Source organism: Kitasatospora sp. NPDC022785 (genome assembly GCF_055561295.1).
In genome coordinates, this window is the sequence record NZ_JBVHHB010000029.1 from 36,689 (window position 1) to 50,720 (window position 14,032).

The window sequence follows — 14,032 nt, forward strand, 5'->3', positions numbered from 1 at the left end:
CTGATCGTCAGTATCAGGGGGCTGCCGTGAGCAAAACGAGAGGCCGGCGTGACGGCGTGTCTCCTACCGTCCGATCATCGGCCCGTGTGCGTGAGCGGTCCCGCTCCGGACGGTCGGCCGGGGCACGCCTCAGGAGAGGAAGCCGGCGTGGACGTGGTCGCGGTGGGTGGGGTCGGAGAAGAACTGGTTGGCGGTCCGGCCGCCGCTCAACTGCCGGGGCCCGCCCACGTTGTAGGAACCCGCGGCGGCCGCCGCACGCATGAAGCCGTCGACGAGTTCGGCCGGGGTGGCCGGATCGACGACCGGATGGCCGTCGATCTGCCAGGTGTCGAAGGCCCGGCCCTGCGGGTGGTCGCTGGGGCGGGTGGTGCCGAAGACGTCCAGCGGGTGGCCGGAGCGCACCACGCTGACCTGGAAGGTGTAGTCACGGGCGAGGGCCAGCATCGCCTGCAGCACCCTGTCGTGGACGGTGCCGCTGCGCAGGTCCGCGACGGCCGCCGGCGGCAGCTGGATGCGTTGCTCGGCGAGCACCTGCGCGGCGGCCGTCGGCAGGACGGCCGCGGCCTGCCCGGGCTCGGCCGGGTGCAGGGCGGTGACCGTCCAGAGCGGCTCGGCCCGGCTGAGCCGTACGTCCACCGTGGTGCCGCCCGGGGTGAGCGTGCCGTCGGCGGCCAGGGTCCACTGCCGGCAGACCACCAGCACGCTCGCCGAATCGGTGAGGATGCCGCCGTACTGGGCGTCGACCACCTGGAGTGCGGCCTGGGGCGCGGCGGGCAGCAGGGCCCCGGCCTGGTCCGCGAGGGCCGCCGGCAGCCCGAGTGCCGCCCCCCGCTGCTGCGCCGCCGCTACGCCCTGGCCGCCGGGGCCCCACGCGCCGAGCGCCTGGACGACCTCGACGGCACGGCGTTTGACCTCCGGACTGACCTCGCCCGGGCCGGGCTCCCAGGGCGTGGTGGCGGGAAGTGCCGCCGTGGCGGAGGGGGACGTGGAAGCAGCGGCGGGGGATGCGGAGGCATCGGGGGCCGCGGTGCCGGACGGGGCCGACGGGGCGGCCGGGGTGGCCGACGGGGCTGCGGAGTGGCCGCCGCTGCCGCAGCCGGCCGCGCCGAGCAGCACCGCCAGCCCGCCGGCCAGCACCGTCCGCCGCCCGGGGGTGCGGGGGAGGTCGCTCACGCCCCCACTATGGGCAAGAGGGCGCCCGCTGCGCGAGCGGACGCGGCCGGTGCCGCGCCGGCCGCGTCCGCGCGACGGGGTGGCCGGGGTGGCGGACGGGCTGCGGAGTGGCCGCCGCTGCCGCTGCCGGCATGCGGCCGGTGCCGGGCCGGCCGGCGCGGTTCCCCCGCCGTGGCAGGGCTGCCGCGCCCGGAGAGCAGGAGGCCGCCGGGGCGGTCCCGCGGTGGGCGGGACGGCCCGGCGGCCGGGTGCCGCGTGGGGCGGGCGGGGGTTACGTGGCGGTCCGCTCGTTCACGCAGAGGATGTTCCCTTCGCTGTCCTTGAACCAGGCCGCGCGCATGCCCTCGGCCTCCGCGACGCCGTTGACGGTCTTCAGCCCCGGCATGTCGTACTCCTCGAACGTGATGCCGCGGCCGCGCAGCGTCGCCATCTCGGCGTCGAGGTCCGAGACCTTGAAGCTCGCCAGCGTGTGGGCGGCCTGCCCGGCGCTCGGCGTCTCGTAGAGGCCGAACTCCGTCCCGCCGCACTCGAATGTGAGGTCCTGCGGGCTCTCCTCGCTGACCTTCAGGCCGAGAGTGTCCGTGTAGAACCTCCTCGCCCGGGCAATATCGGCGGCCGGGATGATGGCCACCAGCGGTGCGTCTCCAAGCATTGCCATCGCCTCCTCCTCCTTCCAGGCTAGGGACCTCGGCGCGGTGGCGCGCGGTGCCGGTGCGGAAGCCGTGGCGGGGCGGTCCGTGGGGCCCGGGTGTCCGGCTCGGGTGTCAGGCCATGGAGCCCGGCCGGGGAGAGGCGCCAGGGGGAGGACACCCCGGCGGTGCAGGCCGCCCGCGGAGGGCCCAGCCCCGCGGTACCCGTTCCAGCACACCCCCGGCGAAGACCTCGTAGAGCGGCAGCGTCTCCAGGTGCACATAGCCGATGTGGCAGTCGCAGACCGGCAACGGGCACTCCCGGGGCAGGAGTCGGGCGCGGTACGAGCCGTCGTAGAGGTTGCCGAGCACGTCGCGGACGAAGTGGCAGCGGCGGACGGTGCCCTCGCCGTCGACCGAGAGCACCGACTCGCCGGTGCGGCAGGGCCGGCCGGCGCTCGGGTGTGCGTGCCGGCTGTAGCCGAAGTGCGGGTCGAGCGCGTGCCAGTCGGCGGCCTCGGCGTCGGTGTAGGTGCGCCCCTCCTCGGCGTTGATCCAGAGGTAGACGGCGGGGGAGAGCGCGGCGCGCAGCCGGCGGGCCTCGGCGAGGTGCTCGGGCCGGCCGACCACGCCGACGCTGTAGCGCACGCCGAGCCGGTCGAGCTCGCGGCACTTGGCGAGGAAGCGGTCGTGGCCGACCTGCCCGGGGTGGTAGGTCACCCAGAGCGCCAGGGTGGCGAGGTCGGCCTCGGCGAGCCAGTCGGTGCGGCAGCTGAGGTTGGTCTGGATCGCGACCCGCCGTACGTGCGGCATCCGGCTCAGTTCGACCAGCGCCCGCCGGTACCAGGACCGCACCAGCCCCTCGCCCCAGGGCGTGAACAGCAGTGACAGCGTGTCGCCGGTGCCGGCCCGGCCGGCGGCCCAGCCGGTGAAGCGGTCCAGCGCGGCGCGGTCGGCCCGCAGCTGCCCGGGTGTGTCGCGCCGCTTGGCGAAGGGGCAGTAGGGGCAGTCGTAGTCGCAGGAGGCGAGCGGGCCCCGGTAGAGCAGGGTCAGGCCGAGCCCGCCGTCCGGGACCGGGGGAACGGCCGGGGCCGGGCCGTTGACCGGAGCCGGGCGGACGGGCGGGGCCGGGGGAACGGCCGGGGCCGTACGCGCGCCTGGGGCCGCGGTGACGGCGTCGTCCCCGTCAGGGCCGGTCGCGGGCATGCCGAGGAAGGTCATTTCACCTCGTATTCGGCCATCAGGCGGTGCACCTCGGGTGAGAACAGCATCGGACCGGCGAGGTCCGAGTGCGCCAGGCCCTCGGGGGAGAGCACCAGCCGCAGCGGGTCGGCGGCCAGCCAGCCCCGCGCCTCGAACTCGGCCAGCTCGGCGGGGAAGTCCTCGGCGGGTGTGGAGCCGAACCGGTCCCGGTACTCCGCCAGCGGCATTCCCTCGGCCTGGAGCAGCGACTGGACGAGGTGGCGCCGCCGCGCCTCCTCGGGCGTCGTGTACCGGCCCACCTCGGCGCGGTGGAAGTCCTCGGTGGCCACGTAGTCGTCGATGATGCCGCGCACCTCGGTGGCGTTGACCGCGTAGTCGAAGGAGTAGTGCAGCCGCGAGGTGTACGAGCGGGCGCCGCAGCCGAGGCCGACCATGCCGTCGGTCTGGCACGCGTACTCGCCGCTGCCGGCCTGCGGGGAGGCGGCGCGCCGGAACATCCGCATCGACACCTGCTGGTAGCCGTTCGCGAGCAGGTGGTCGCGGCCCGCCCGGTAGAGGGCGAGCCGCCGGGCGTCCCAGTCGGCCGGGCTCTCCTGCTCGCCGCGCCTGGCCAGCCCGGTCAGCGGCCGGACGTACAGCGGGTAGAGGTACAGCTCCTCGGGCCGCCAGGCCAGGGCGGCGTCCAGTGAGCGCAGCCAGCCGGCCTCGGTCTGGCCGTCGATGCCGTAGATCAGGTCGATGTTGAGCACGGGGAAGCCGGCGGCGCGGATCCGGCCGAGGGCGGCCTCGACCTCGGCGCGCTTCTGGGGGCGGACGGCCGAGCGGGCCTCCCGGTCGTCGAAGGACTGCACGCCCAGGCTCAGCCGGGTGGTGCCCCGGGCGGCCAGCACCTCCAGCCGGTCGGTGGTGGCGGTGGCGGGCGAGGCCTCCACGGAGAGCGGGACCGCCTGAAGGTCGGCGCCCATCCGCCGCTCGGTGATGTCGCAGAGCCGCTCCAGCTCGGCGGCGGTCAGGTACGTGGGCGTGCCGCCGCCGAACGCGGCCAGCGCGAACCGGGCGCCGCCGTCCATCGATCGGCGGACTGCGGCGGCCTGGCGGTCGAGCGCGTCCAGGTAGGCGGTGGTCAGGCCGTCAGGGCTGCCGATCCGGGTGAACAGGTTGCAGAAACCGCAGCGGACCTCGCAGAACGGGATGTGGAGGTAGAGAGAGAGCGCGTGCTGCGGCTCGCCGGCCCACAGCTCGCGCAGCGCCGGGCGCTCCGGCAGCGGCCGGTACGCGGTCTTGTGCGGATAGGCGTAGACGTACGAGCGGTAGGGGGACTCGGCCGGTCGGGCGGGCACCGTGGTCATGAGGTCTCCTCGGCGGTGGCCGTCGGGCGGGGCGGCTCGGCACCGCCGGCGGTGTCGGAGGGGCCGGTGCCGACGGGAACGGCGCGTACGGAGGCCGAGCGGGCCGCGCCGGAGGGGCCGGTGCCGGCGGGTATGGTGAAATGCGCGTACGGGACCGTCCAGACCACCTCGTGGCCGATCCGGTGGCCCGTGTAGCCGTCCTCGCCGTACGCCGTGCCGTGGTCGGAGCAGACGATCGCGAAACACGGCCGGCGGGCGCTCATCGCCGCGAAGAGCCGGCCGATGTGCGCGTCCACGTACACCAGGGCGGCCGCATGGCTCTCCCGGGAGTCCCCGTGCTCGCGCGTGGCGCCGGGCAGGTGGAACCAGTTGGGCTGGTGCAGCGCCGAGACGTTGACGAAGAGGAAGAGCGGTTGCCCGTCCGGCTGTGCGGCGGCGACCTGCTCGGCCCGGGCCACCTGAGTCTCGAAGGAGACGGGGGAGGGGACCCCCATCTCGGGCGCCCAGTGGCTCTCCTGGAAGAGCCCGGGCAGCACCGAACCGAGCGGCCCCTGCTTGTTGAAGAAGCCGACGCCGCCGATGCAGACCGTCCGGTACCCGGCCGTGGCGAGCGCGCCGGGCAGGTCGGGCGCGTCGAAGACCCAGGTCCGCGGCGCGGTGGTCTCCGAGCCGGCGAACCGGGCGGCGAACAGGCGCGGGTGCGGCCCGTCCGGGGAGGCCGGGGTCGGCAGGAACCCTGCCAGGATCGCCTGGTGCGCGGCGTAGGTGAAGCTGCCGGGGGAGTGCCGGCGCTCCCACCGGCCGCCGGGGAGAAAAGCGGCGAGGTTCGGGATCCGCCCGGCCGCCGCCAGCTCCTCGGCGACGTCGAACCGCAGCGTGTCGAGCGTGACGAGGAGCAGGTCGTGGCTGCCCACGACGGCGTTCATGTCGGGTGACGGTGCCGGAGGCGTGGGCCCGGGGTTCTGGTGGTTCATCGGATCGGGTCCCTGGGTGCGTTGTTCGCCGGCGCCGGAGGGCCGTCGAGGTGGTGGCGGCGGAGGAGGGCGGCGAGCTGGGCGCCGTACGTGTCGAGGCCCTCGGCGGGGCCGCCGGGCAGGCCGGTCAGGTTGCGCAGGAGGTCGCCGAAGGCGTTCACCTCGCCGACCAGCGCGCGGCGCCAGCCGGCGGTGGGCAGCACGTCGACGCCGACCATCGGGGAGTTCGGGAAGCAGGCCGCTGCCCGCTCCGCCGTCTCCAACAGCGCCGGCCAGGCGGCCCCGGCGGACTCCCGGGCCGATGCGAGGCTGCCGCGGGCGCCGCCGAGGTGGAGGTTGGTCATCGGCTGGGAGCTGGTGCGCACCACCGCGTGGGTGGCCCGCCCGGCGACCACCACCACGCGGAGGTCCGCCGAGCGGCCGGACTGCGAGGCCTTCGGAATCCACTGCTCGACGTGCAGGCCGTCCGGTGCGAGCCGGTCGACCAGCTCGGCCACCTGCCGCTCGCTCCGGTGACGCCGGACCCGCAGCGAGTTGTGCAGCTGCCCGCCCGCCGTCTCGGCCGACGTGGTGGCCAGGACCTGCCCGCGCGGGCCGAACTCCAGCGCCACCACGCCGGAGGCCGAAGAGCCGTGCGCGGGCTTGACGAACACCCGGCGCAGCCCGGCGGCGCGCAGCCGCTCCCGGAGGTCGTCCCAGCCGTCGACGGCCGCGCCGCCGAGCGCCCGGGGCACCGGCACCCCGGCGGCCGTCAGCAGGGCGTGCGCCCGGCGTTTGTCGAACATCACGGCGATCTCCTCCGGATCGCCGAGCAGCCGCACCCCCGGCAGCCGGGCCAGTCCGCGCAGGGCGGCCATCACCCCGGCGTACCAGGCCGCCCCGCCCTCCACCCTGGTCGGCGCGTAGGAGGGGCCGAGCGCGGGGCCGCGCAGCAGCTCGTCCACGGCCGCGTCCTCGCCGGGCGACTCGATCCGCACCACGCTCCCCTCGGGCAGGTGGTACGCGCCGCGCAGCACGTCGATCCAGGGCAGGACGGCGGGCTCGGGCAGCCCCGCCGCCCGGGCCGCGGCGGCGAACAGCGTGACCCGCCGGTTCCCGGGGTTGCCGAGCACCGTCAGGAGCGGACGTGCCGGCTGTGTGGTCATGTGCGGTACGGACATCAGGACTCCGCCCGGTTACTCGGCGACGGCGACGTACCGCCACTGGTCGTCCGGCTTGCCGGCCTCGGAGAGGTCGGTCGCGACCCCGGGCAGCGCTTGGCGCAGCCGCTGCTGCACGGCCTCCGTGAGGTAGTGGTGGTGCAGGTCGAGGGCCTTCAGATGGGTGAGCGGCTGCCCCTCCAGGAGGGCGGTGGCGCCCTGGTCGGTGAGCACGCCCATGGAGAGGCTGAGTGACTCCAGCCGGGCCACCACCGGGGCGTGGGCGACGGCGGCGGCGATGTCGTCCTGCCTCTCGCTGTCCTGCAGGCCGAGGTGGCGCAGCGCGGGGAACCGGGAGCCGTCGAGGAACGGCGCCAAGTCCTCCAGGGTGGAGTCGCCGCCGTAGTTCTCCACGCCCAGCCAGAACTCCAGCCGCTCCAGCGCCGGGAGCTCGCTGTCCGCGACCGCCCGCAGTACCGCGGCCGGCAGGCCGCCCGACTCGAACCGCAGCGCCCGCAGGCTCTCGTGCCGCACCGGCTTCAGGGAGAGGCCGTCACCCTCCACCATGTCCCCCGCGGCGCCGCGCACCACCAGCTCCTCCAGCAGCGGGAACGTCGTCAGCACCGGGGTGACGTCGACCATGTCGATCCAGGAGATCTCGCACTCCTCGTACGTGAGGTCCCCGAGGAAGAGGGCGCGCAGCGCCGGCAGGCGGCCGGCCGCGGCGAGGATGGCCGTCAGCGGCTCGGCGAAGCTCTCCGGCCCCTCCTGCGACCACTCGCCGACGACGACGGCGGTGACCCGCTCGGTGTCGACGGTGCCGAGGAAGTGCTGCCATTGCTCGACGAAGCCCTTCGGCGAGTCGTACTCGATGCCGATCTTCCAGGCGACCGCCGCCGCATCGGGCAGCGCGGCACCCTGCCCGACGGCCGGGACGAAGTCGAGGACGGGGAGGCCGTGGAACTGTTCGATGTGCTTGCCGACGGTCATGCGCTGCTCCTCCGGGGGGTCGGGACCGGTCAACTGTCTACCAGTCGGGTCCGACAATCCGGCGGCCGGGGCACATACCGGGCGCGCTCCCGGGCGGGTCGGCGAGGCGGTCGCGAGGCGGCCGGTGATCCACCACCCGGCGGCGTTCCGGCACAGCGGTGAGCTCCGCACGTGCGACACCGCCCGCGCCGGAGGGGGCGCGGGCGGTGGGTGGGTGCAACGCGTCGTCAGGAGGCCCCGTTGCCGTTGAAGGAGCCGACCACGTGGTCGCCGCCGGTGTTGGAGATGTCGGCGCCGGCGAGCTGGTTGGCGGTGCCGATGACGGTGATGGTCGTGGTGGTAACGGTCGGGCCGTCGGCGAAGGCCTGGGCCGGGACGGCCGCAGCGGCGCCGACGGCGGTGAGGAGGACGGCGAGGGTGCGGACGGTGCGGTACATGGCGTAATCCCTTCGTGGGCCAACTTGCCCCGCACACTAGGGACTCGTGTCGCGAACCCGGGGGGAATGTCACTCGGACGGGGTGTCTCGCGTGTCGTCCGCCGAGCGGCCGCCGCCACGGCGAGGAGGGTGGTGACGCCGGTGGGGCGGGGGCGGATCGGCGGCGGCCTCCGCCGCCCCGGCAGCCCCGGCCGCCCGGCGGCATCACCACCGCCGCGGAGCGGCCCGAGCGAGGCCCGGAAGCATGGTCTACAGGCCCGAAGGCCGGTACACCGTCAGGCCGTTGGGTGTTTTGGCGAGCCGGAGTGCGCCGGCCGCCGGGACGCTCTCGCCGTCGACGGCGATCCGGTCCGCGGTGCCGAGCGAGTCGAGGTCGAGCGCGGTCAGCCGGGCGGCGTGGTAGACGCGGGAACGGGAGAGGGTGCCGGAGAGGAAGGCGGCGGTGAGCCTGGTGCGGGCGAACGGGCTGCCGCCGTCGACCACCCGGATGTCGAGCAGGCCGTCGGCCAGGCCGGTCCGGCGGGTGGGGGCGAACCCGGGCGGGTCGTACGCGCCGTTGCCCGCGAACAGCAGCCAGACGCGGCGGGTGCGGCCGCCGGCCTCGACGGTGACCGGTTCGGCGACGGCCAGGGCTCGGGCGACGGCCACCGCCAGGGCCGGCCACTTGCCGAGGCGGTCCTCCAACGACTCGCGCAGCCGGACGAGTTCGGGGTAGACGCCGAGGCTGAAGGTGTTCAGGAAGACCCGCCGCCCGGTGTCGTCCACGGCCAGCCCGAGATCGACCCCGCACGCCGAACCGGTCGCCACCGCCTCCGCCGTCGCCTCGGGCGTGTCGATTCCGAGGTCCAGCGCGAAGTGGTTGAGCGTGCCGCCGGGGAAGACGGCCAGCGGCAGGTTGCGTTCCGCGGCCAGCGACGCGGCGAGGTTGACGGTGCCGTCGCCGCCGCAGACCCCGAGCGCGCCGCCGGCCGCGGCTGCCCGGTCGGCGGCCTCGGCGAGCAGCGCGGGCAGGTCGTCGTCCGGGCCGCAGAGCCGTACGTCGGCCCGCGGGAGCAGGGCGCGCAGCTCGGCCGCCGTCTCGTCCGGGTCGGCCGGCAGCAGCGCTCCGCTGCCGGAGCCGCTGTTCACCACCACCGACAGGCCCGCTCCCTCGGGCAGGGCCGGGGCCGAGCGGCGAGGCGGGCCGGCGGGCGGCGGACGGTCGTTCGACCGGGGCCACCAGCGCACGGTCACCGCCGCCAGGGCCGCACCGAGCCCGAGCCCGGCCAGCACGTCACCCGGGTAGTGCGCCCCGGTGTAGACCCGGGACGCCCCGACGGCGGCCGCCACCGGTGCCAGCGCGGCGCCCAGCAGCGGCGCCTCGATCGCGACGCCGGTCACGAAGGCCGCCGCCGAGGCCGAGTGCCCGGACGGGAAGGAGGTCGTCACCGGCTGCCGCAGCAGCCGCCGGACGGCAGGCACCTGGTCGAGCACCGGGCGGGGCCGCCGGGTCAGCTGCTTGGCGGCGATGTTGGCCGCCGTGGAGGCCAGCGCCAGCGAGCCGATCCCGCGCAAGGCCGCCCGCCGTCCCTCCCGCCCGCCGACCGCGCCGAGCACCGCCGCCGCGCCCAGCCAGAGCACCCCGTGGTCGGCGGCATGGCTCAGCCCGCGCAGCCACGGCCGGGTACCGCGCAGCCGTGCGAGCGCCACCCGGTCGAACAGGGCCCGGTCCACCGCATCGAGTCGCCTCATAGGGCGAGCCTAGGGCCGAGCGGCGCGCGTCGGCAGGTGCGGCGCCCTCCGGGGCCCGGGACGAGTACCCGGTTGAGTACGGGTACTCAGGTGCGGCGCGGTGGTGCGGCGGAGACTGGTCGGCAGCTCGCCCGCCCATCGGAGGATCACGTCACCGCCATGCTCAGCCGCACCGCATCCCTCCTCGTCCCCGCCGTCGGCACCCTGCGGGTCACCGTCGACCCGGGGGCCGACCTCCGGCCGGGGAGCATCGTCGCGGCGAACCACACCGCGCTCACCGACCCGGCGATCGTGCTCGCCGCCCTGCACCGCCTCGACGCGCGGCCGGTGGTGCTCGCGGCGGCCGGTCTCTGGCGGGTGCCGGTGCTCGGCCGGCTGCTGCGGCGGGACGGCCACATTCCCGTCCACCGTGGCACCGAGCGCGCGGCCGAGGCGCTCGACGCGGCCGCCGACGCGCTCGCCGCCGGGCGCGTGGTGCTGATCTACGGCGAGGGCGGGCTGCCGCGGCGCCGCGACTCCGGCGAGCGCCCGCCCGGCCCCTTCCGCAGCGGCGTCGCCCGCCTCGCGGCGGCCACCGGCGCGCCCGTCGTCCCCCTCGGCCAGGCCGGCGCCCGCCGGGTCGCGTCCGGCGGCCCGCTGAAGCAGCTGGCCGGCCTCGCTACCGCCCCCGCCCGCCGGCCGTCCCTGCACGTCCACCTCGGCGCGCCGCTGCGCCTCGGTGGCGACCCGGTCGCCGCGACGAGGGCGGCGCACGATGCGGTGACGGCGGCCTGGCGCGTGGCGGCGGGGGCCGCGGCCCGCTGAGGGGGCGGGCGGGAGGCGGTGCGGGCACTCGGGCGGCCACGCTGTCGCATCGCCGCGGGGCCGCACCGTTGCATCGCCGTATCGCCGTATCGCCGCATCGCCGCATCGCGGACACTGCGGACAGCGCGGCCGCGCCCCGTACACCGCTGCCGGGCCGCCGCCCGGCCGGCCCCGGCCGGGGCGAAAGCCGGTTGGCCGGGGCCTCCGGGTGCCGGGATGATGCGGGCATGTCGCGTACGTTCGAAGAGCTGATTGCCGAGGCCGAGGCCGTGTCCGTGGACGGCTGGGACTTCTCCTGGCTGGACGGGAGGGCCACCGAGCAGCGGCCGTCCTGGGGGTACCAGCGGCTGCTGGGGGAGCGGCTGGGGGCGGCCGCGGCGGCGTTGGACATCCAGACCGGCGGCGGCGAGGTGCTGGCGGGGGCCGGGAGCTTCCCGCCGGCCATGGTCGCCACCGAGTCGTGGCCGCCGAACATCGCCAGGGCGACGAAGCTATTGCACCCGCGGGGCGCGATCGTCGTCGCGGACCCGGACGAGCCGCCGCTGCCCTTCGCCGACGCGGCGTTCGACCTGGTGACCAGCCGGCACCCCGCGACGGTCTGGTGGGCGGAGATCGCCCGTGTGCTGCAGCCCGGCGGCACCTACTTCGCACAGCACGTCGGGCCGGCGTCGGTGTTCGAGCTGGTCGAGTACTTCCTCGGGCCGCAGCCCGAGGCGCGCGTGGGCAGGCACCCCGACGGCGAGAGCGCCGACGCACGGGCGGCCGGGCTGGAGGTGGTGGACCTGCGGTCGGAGCGGCTGCGCATCGAGTTCCACGACATCGGGGCGGTGGTCTACTTCCTGCGGAAGGTGATCTGGATGGTTCCCGGCTTCACCGTCGACTCCCACCGTGACCGGTTGCGCGAACTCGACGCGCTGATCCGGGCGGAGGGGCCGTTCGTCGCGTACTCCGCCCGCTTCCTGATCGAGGCCCGTAAGCCGGTCTGAGCCGGAACCCCCGGTGCCCCGGCGCCCGGGCGGGCCGGGTTCGGGTCGGCGGGCTAGCCTGGTGGGAGGGGCTGGCCTGACGGGTGGGTCCGTGTGGTTCCCGGCCCCCGGCCCGAACCGGTCGAGGCCGCCGGTCCGGGCAGTGGCGTGCGGATCAAGGGCGGGTGACCGAGGGCCCGCGGATGCGCCGGCCGCCCGCCACCGCGTGCCGCCCTTCGGCGGGGCCGCTCGCGCCCCCGGACCAGATCACCCGGCCTCACCGCTCAGGATTCCAGGAGCTGTTGTGAGCAACGAACCCAACGGATCGGGCGAGCTGGACGAACCCGGCCCCATCGACTACGTGGTCATCGAATTCCCCGGCAGCCGGTTGACCGGTGAAGGGATGCCGCTCCTGGTCGACCTGGTCGATCGCGGCATCATTCGTATCCTCGACCTGACGTTCGTCACCAAGCAGGACGACGGCACGGTGACCGGGCTCGAACTGGCCGACGTGACCGGCGACGGGAAGCTCGATCTCACCGTTTTCGAAGGTGCCTCCTCGGGACTGTTCGACGAGGGCGACCTCACCGAAGCCGGGTCCCTCCTCGCGCCCGGTGACTCCGCCGCCGTCCTCCTCTACGAGAACCTGTGGGCCGCGCCCCTGGCGGCGGCCCTGCGCCGCGCCGGCGCCCGCATGATCGCGGGTGGCCGTGTTCCCGTCCAGGACGTCATCGAGGCGCTGGAGGTGCTCGACTCCACGACCTGACCGGACCGAGACGACAGGTCCGATGCTCGTACCGTCCCCCTTCTCACCACTGGCAGGATGCCATGCCCGGACTACTTCGGGGAGTCGCCCGAACCGCGGTCGTCGCCGGAACGGCCACCGCGGTCTCCAACCGCGTCTCCCGCCGCCAGGCCGGCCGCTGGGCCCAGCAGGAACCGGCCGCGGCCCAGCAGCAGGCCTACAGCGAGCCGCCGCCTCCGGAGGCTGCGGCGCCCCCGTCCATGGACGACAAGATCGGCCAGCTCAAGGAACTCGCCGCCCTCAAGGAGCAGGGCGTCCTCACGGAGGACGAGTTCGCCGCCCAGAAGGCCCGCATACTCGGCGGCTGACACGGGGCGGGCAGAGCCGCCGGCCCGAGCCCCGCAGCACGTAGGGCCGGCGGCACCCGGCGGGCCCGCTCCGCGGAATCCGGCGCACCCGCCGCCCGCGGAACTCGCGTGCGGCCGGGCGCCGGACAGGGTGGTTTCGGCCAGCGGGAGGTGAACCGGCGGGATAGGCGGTCTTGCCGGGGCGGGCGGGGCGGCGCTTCCATGACGGCATGGGTCCACGCGAGCTCGTTCTGATGACCGATCACAGCTCGACCGAGGGTAGCCGGGAGACCCTGTCCGCCGCGGTACGGCTGCTCACCGGCCGAGCGCCCGTCGAGCTCGACGCGCGGCATTTCATGACCGGCGGTACCGGCCGCATCACCCGGGCGGGGCGGGGCGGCACCGGGGCGGACGGCACGGACGGCGGGGCGGACGCTGCCGGGCCGGACGGTGCCGGGCACGCCGGCGCGGTCCGTCTGGAGGTGCCCGCGGAGGGCATCGCGGTGACGGCGGAGGCGGTGCTCGTCTACGAGATCCCGCCGCACCGGCGCCGCGAATTCGAGTCGTGCCAGCGTCAGTTGCTTCAGTGCGGCGCCCGATCGCTCGGCACGGACACCGACGCCTGGCGGGCGGCCACCGAGAAAGACCGCACGGTCGAGCGGTTCGCCCGCGACGGCATCCCGCAGATGCCCACCATCGCGCTCTCCCGGCCGAGCCCCGAGGCTGCCGCCGAGGCGTTCGAGCGGCTCGGCGGCGACGTCTGGGCCCGCCCGACCGTTGGCATGGGCGGCAACGACGTCTTCCACGTCACCACCCGCGCCCAACTCGCTGCCGCCGCGCGTCACTACGCCGCGGCGGGTGCCGACTGGCTGCTCGCCCGTGACGCCGGGAACTTCACCGCGGACGGCCGGCGCCACCAGTACCGGGTGGTGGTGCTCGGCGGGCGGGTCGTCCGCGCGGTGGAGCATGTGCAGCCGGACCCGGACGCGCCCTGCAACGAGTGCCAGGGCGCCGTCTCCACCTTGCTGAAGGAGTCCGAACTCCCGGCCGGACTTGCCGAGTTGGCAGTATCCGCGACCAAGTCGCTGGGCCTTCCGCTGGCCGGGGTGGACCTCGCGGCGGAGAACGGCGGGGTGGTCTTCGAGGTCAACGTCCACCCGGTCTTCGGCACCGTCGGCGGCCTGGAGACCGTCGCCGTTCCGTACGCCGCCGCCCACCTCGCGCCGCGGTAGCAGGCCGGCCGCGAGGCGGAGTGCCGGGCCGGCCCGCCCCCGGCCGCGAGGCGGAGTGCCGGGCCTGCCCGGCTGCCGGCCGGAGGGAGGATGGTCGGAGGGAGGCCCGGGAGGGTACTAGACTCGGTGAGGTTGTGAAGGCACCTCGTTCGGTGAGGCGTCGCCACGGACACAGGCCACTGACCCCACGACGTCGAGAGACGCCCAGGTTCAGGACAGGTCTCCCCGGCCTAAGGGGTGACCCCAAGTGGCTGCACCTCCGGGTGCTACGCCGTGGCGTGCCAAAGCTCTGACGAGATCAGGGGTGCCCACCC

At 75.5% G+C, this 14,032-nt stretch carries 14 protein-coding genes and 1 riboswitch; of the genes, 5 read left to right on the plus strand and 9 right to left on the minus strand.

From position 1 onward, the window contains the following. Window positions 1–129: 129 nt before the first annotated feature. The 9 genes from ACZ3YO_RS33130 to ACZ3YO_RS33170 all read right to left on the minus strand — a co-directional run bounded on the left by ACZ3YO_RS33130 (window position 130) and on the right by ACZ3YO_RS33170 (window position 9,625). The gene (locus ACZ3YO_RS33130; protein ID WP_465576860.1) at window positions 130–1,173 is read right to left on the minus strand and encodes a hypothetical protein; all 1,044 of its coding nucleotides are present in this window, start codon (window positions 1,171–1,173) and stop codon (window positions 130–132) included. Window positions 1,174–1,444: 271 nt separating this feature from the next. Then, window positions 1,445–1,831 (minus strand): VOC family protein, encoded by a 387-nt coding sequence (locus ACZ3YO_RS33135; protein ID WP_396322279.1) that lies wholly within the window; start codon window positions 1,829–1,831, stop codon window positions 1,445–1,447. A gap of 106 nt (window positions 1,832–1,937) precedes the next feature. Next, complete coding sequence (locus ACZ3YO_RS33140; protein WP_465576864.1) at window positions 1,938–3,023, minus strand: STM4011 family radical SAM protein; 1,086 nt, start codon at window positions 3,021–3,023, stop codon at window positions 1,938–1,940. Beyond that, a complete protein-coding gene (locus ACZ3YO_RS33145; RefSeq protein WP_465576867.1) occupies window positions 3,020–4,354 on the minus strand; it encodes an STM4012 family radical SAM protein in 1,335 nt (444 codons plus the stop codon). Before ACZ3YO_RS33145 ends, ACZ3YO_RS33140 begins: the two co-directional genes overlap by 4 nt. After that, window positions 4,351–5,280, minus strand: coding sequence for an STM4013/SEN3800 family hydrolase (locus ACZ3YO_RS33150; RefSeq protein ID WP_465576870.1), 930 nt, complete (start codon window positions 5,278–5,280; stop codon window positions 4,351–4,353). The genes ACZ3YO_RS33145 and ACZ3YO_RS33150 overlap by 4 nt, the downstream gene beginning before the upstream one ends. Window positions 5,281–5,324: 44 nt before the next feature. Then, window positions 5,325–6,473 carry an STM4014 family protein gene (locus tag ACZ3YO_RS33155; protein WP_465576872.1) on the minus strand — a complete coding sequence of 383 codons (1,149 nt, stop codon included), beginning with the start codon at window positions 6,471–6,473 and terminating at the stop codon, window positions 5,325–5,327. 30 nt (window positions 6,474–6,503) lie between these two features. Then, entirely contained in the window at window positions 6,504–7,457 is a 954-nt protein-coding gene (locus tag ACZ3YO_RS33160) for an STM4015 family protein (RefSeq protein ID WP_465576875.1), read from the minus strand. 227 nt (window positions 7,458–7,684) lie between these two features. After that, window positions 7,685–7,894, minus strand: coding sequence for a hypothetical protein (locus ACZ3YO_RS33165; RefSeq protein WP_465576878.1), 210 nt, complete (start codon window positions 7,892–7,894; stop codon window positions 7,685–7,687). Window positions 7,895–8,143: 249 nt separating this feature from the next. After that, the gene (locus ACZ3YO_RS33170) at window positions 8,144–9,625 is read right to left on the minus strand and encodes a phosphatase PAP2 family protein (RefSeq protein ID WP_465576881.1); all 1,482 of its coding nucleotides are present in this window, start codon (window positions 9,623–9,625) and stop codon (window positions 8,144–8,146) included. Between the two features lie 159 nt (window positions 9,626–9,784). Between ACZ3YO_RS33170 and ACZ3YO_RS33175 the strand changes: the two genes are divergently transcribed. From ACZ3YO_RS33175 to ACZ3YO_RS33195, 5 genes are all read left to right on the plus strand, one after another. Beyond that, window positions 9,785–10,429, plus strand: coding sequence for a lysophospholipid acyltransferase family protein (locus ACZ3YO_RS33175; RefSeq protein ID WP_465576884.1), 645 nt, complete (start codon window positions 9,785–9,787; stop codon window positions 10,427–10,429). A 227-nt stretch (window positions 10,430–10,656) separates the two neighbouring features. After that, on the plus strand, window positions 10,657–11,415 hold the full coding sequence (locus ACZ3YO_RS33180; protein WP_465576886.1) for a class I SAM-dependent methyltransferase: 759 nt from the start codon (window positions 10,657–10,659) through the stop codon (window positions 11,413–11,415). 283 nt (window positions 11,416–11,698) lie between these two features. After that, the gene (locus ACZ3YO_RS33185) at window positions 11,699–12,160 is read left to right on the plus strand and encodes a DUF6325 family protein (protein WP_396322289.1); all 462 of its coding nucleotides are present in this window, start codon (window positions 11,699–11,701) and stop codon (window positions 12,158–12,160) included. 62 nt (window positions 12,161–12,222) lie between these two features. Beyond that, on the plus strand, window positions 12,223–12,507 hold the full coding sequence (locus tag ACZ3YO_RS33190) for an SHOCT domain-containing protein (RefSeq protein WP_396322290.1): 285 nt from the start codon (window positions 12,223–12,225) through the stop codon (window positions 12,505–12,507). A 233-nt stretch (window positions 12,508–12,740) separates the two neighbouring features. After that, entirely contained in the window at window positions 12,741–13,718 is a 978-nt protein-coding gene (locus tag ACZ3YO_RS33195; protein WP_465576889.1) for an ATP-grasp domain-containing protein, read from the plus strand. Window positions 13,719–13,855: 137 nt separating this feature from the next. Next, a riboswitch (M-box (ykoK) riboswitch) is annotated at window positions 13,856–14,029 on the plus strand. The last annotated feature ends 3 nt before the right edge of the window (window positions 14,030–14,032 follow it).

Bases quoted from the DNA above. Each gene is read 5' to 3' on its own strand.
- ACZ3YO_RS33190 (WP_396322290.1), top strand. From the start codon at position 12,223: ATGCCCGGACTACTTCGGGGAGTCGCCCGAACCGCGGTCGTCGCCGGA.
- ACZ3YO_RS33175 (WP_465576884.1), top strand. From the start codon at position 9,785: ATGCTCAGCCGCACCGCATCCCTCCTCGTCCCCGCCGTCGGCACCCTG.
- ACZ3YO_RS33170 (WP_465576881.1), bottom strand. From the start codon at position 9,625: ATGAGGCGACTCGATGCGGTGGACCGGGCCCTGTTCGACCGGGTGGCG.
- ACZ3YO_RS33160 (WP_465576875.1), bottom strand. From the start codon at position 7,457: ATGACCGTCGGCAAGCACATCGAACAGTTCCACGGCCTCCCCGTCCTC.
- ACZ3YO_RS33145 (WP_465576867.1), bottom strand. From the start codon at position 4,354: ATGACCACGGTGCCCGCCCGACCGGCCGAGTCCCCCTACCGCTCGTAC.
- ACZ3YO_RS33135 (WP_396322279.1), bottom strand. From the start codon at position 1,831: ATGGCAATGCTTGGAGACGCACCGCTGGTGGCCATCATCCCGGCCGCC.
- ACZ3YO_RS33180 (WP_465576886.1), top strand. From the start codon at position 10,657: ATGTCGCGTACGTTCGAAGAGCTGATTGCCGAGGCCGAGGCCGTGTCC.
- ACZ3YO_RS33140 (WP_465576864.1), bottom strand. From the start codon at position 3,023: ATGACCTTCCTCGGCATGCCCGCGACCGGCCCTGACGGGGACGACGCC.
- ACZ3YO_RS33150 (WP_465576870.1), bottom strand. From the start codon at position 5,280: ATGAACGCCGTCGTGGGCAGCCACGACCTGCTCCTCGTCACGCTCGAC.
- ACZ3YO_RS33165 (WP_465576878.1), bottom strand. From the start codon at position 7,894: ATGTACCGCACCGTCCGCACCCTCGCCGTCCTCCTCACCGCCGTCGGC.
- ACZ3YO_RS33195 (WP_465576889.1), top strand. From the start codon at position 12,741: ATGACCGATCACAGCTCGACCGAGGGTAGCCGGGAGACCCTGTCCGCC.
- ACZ3YO_RS33155 (WP_465576872.1), bottom strand. From the start codon at position 6,473: ATGACCACACAGCCGGCACGTCCGCTCCTGACGGTGCTCGGCAACCCC.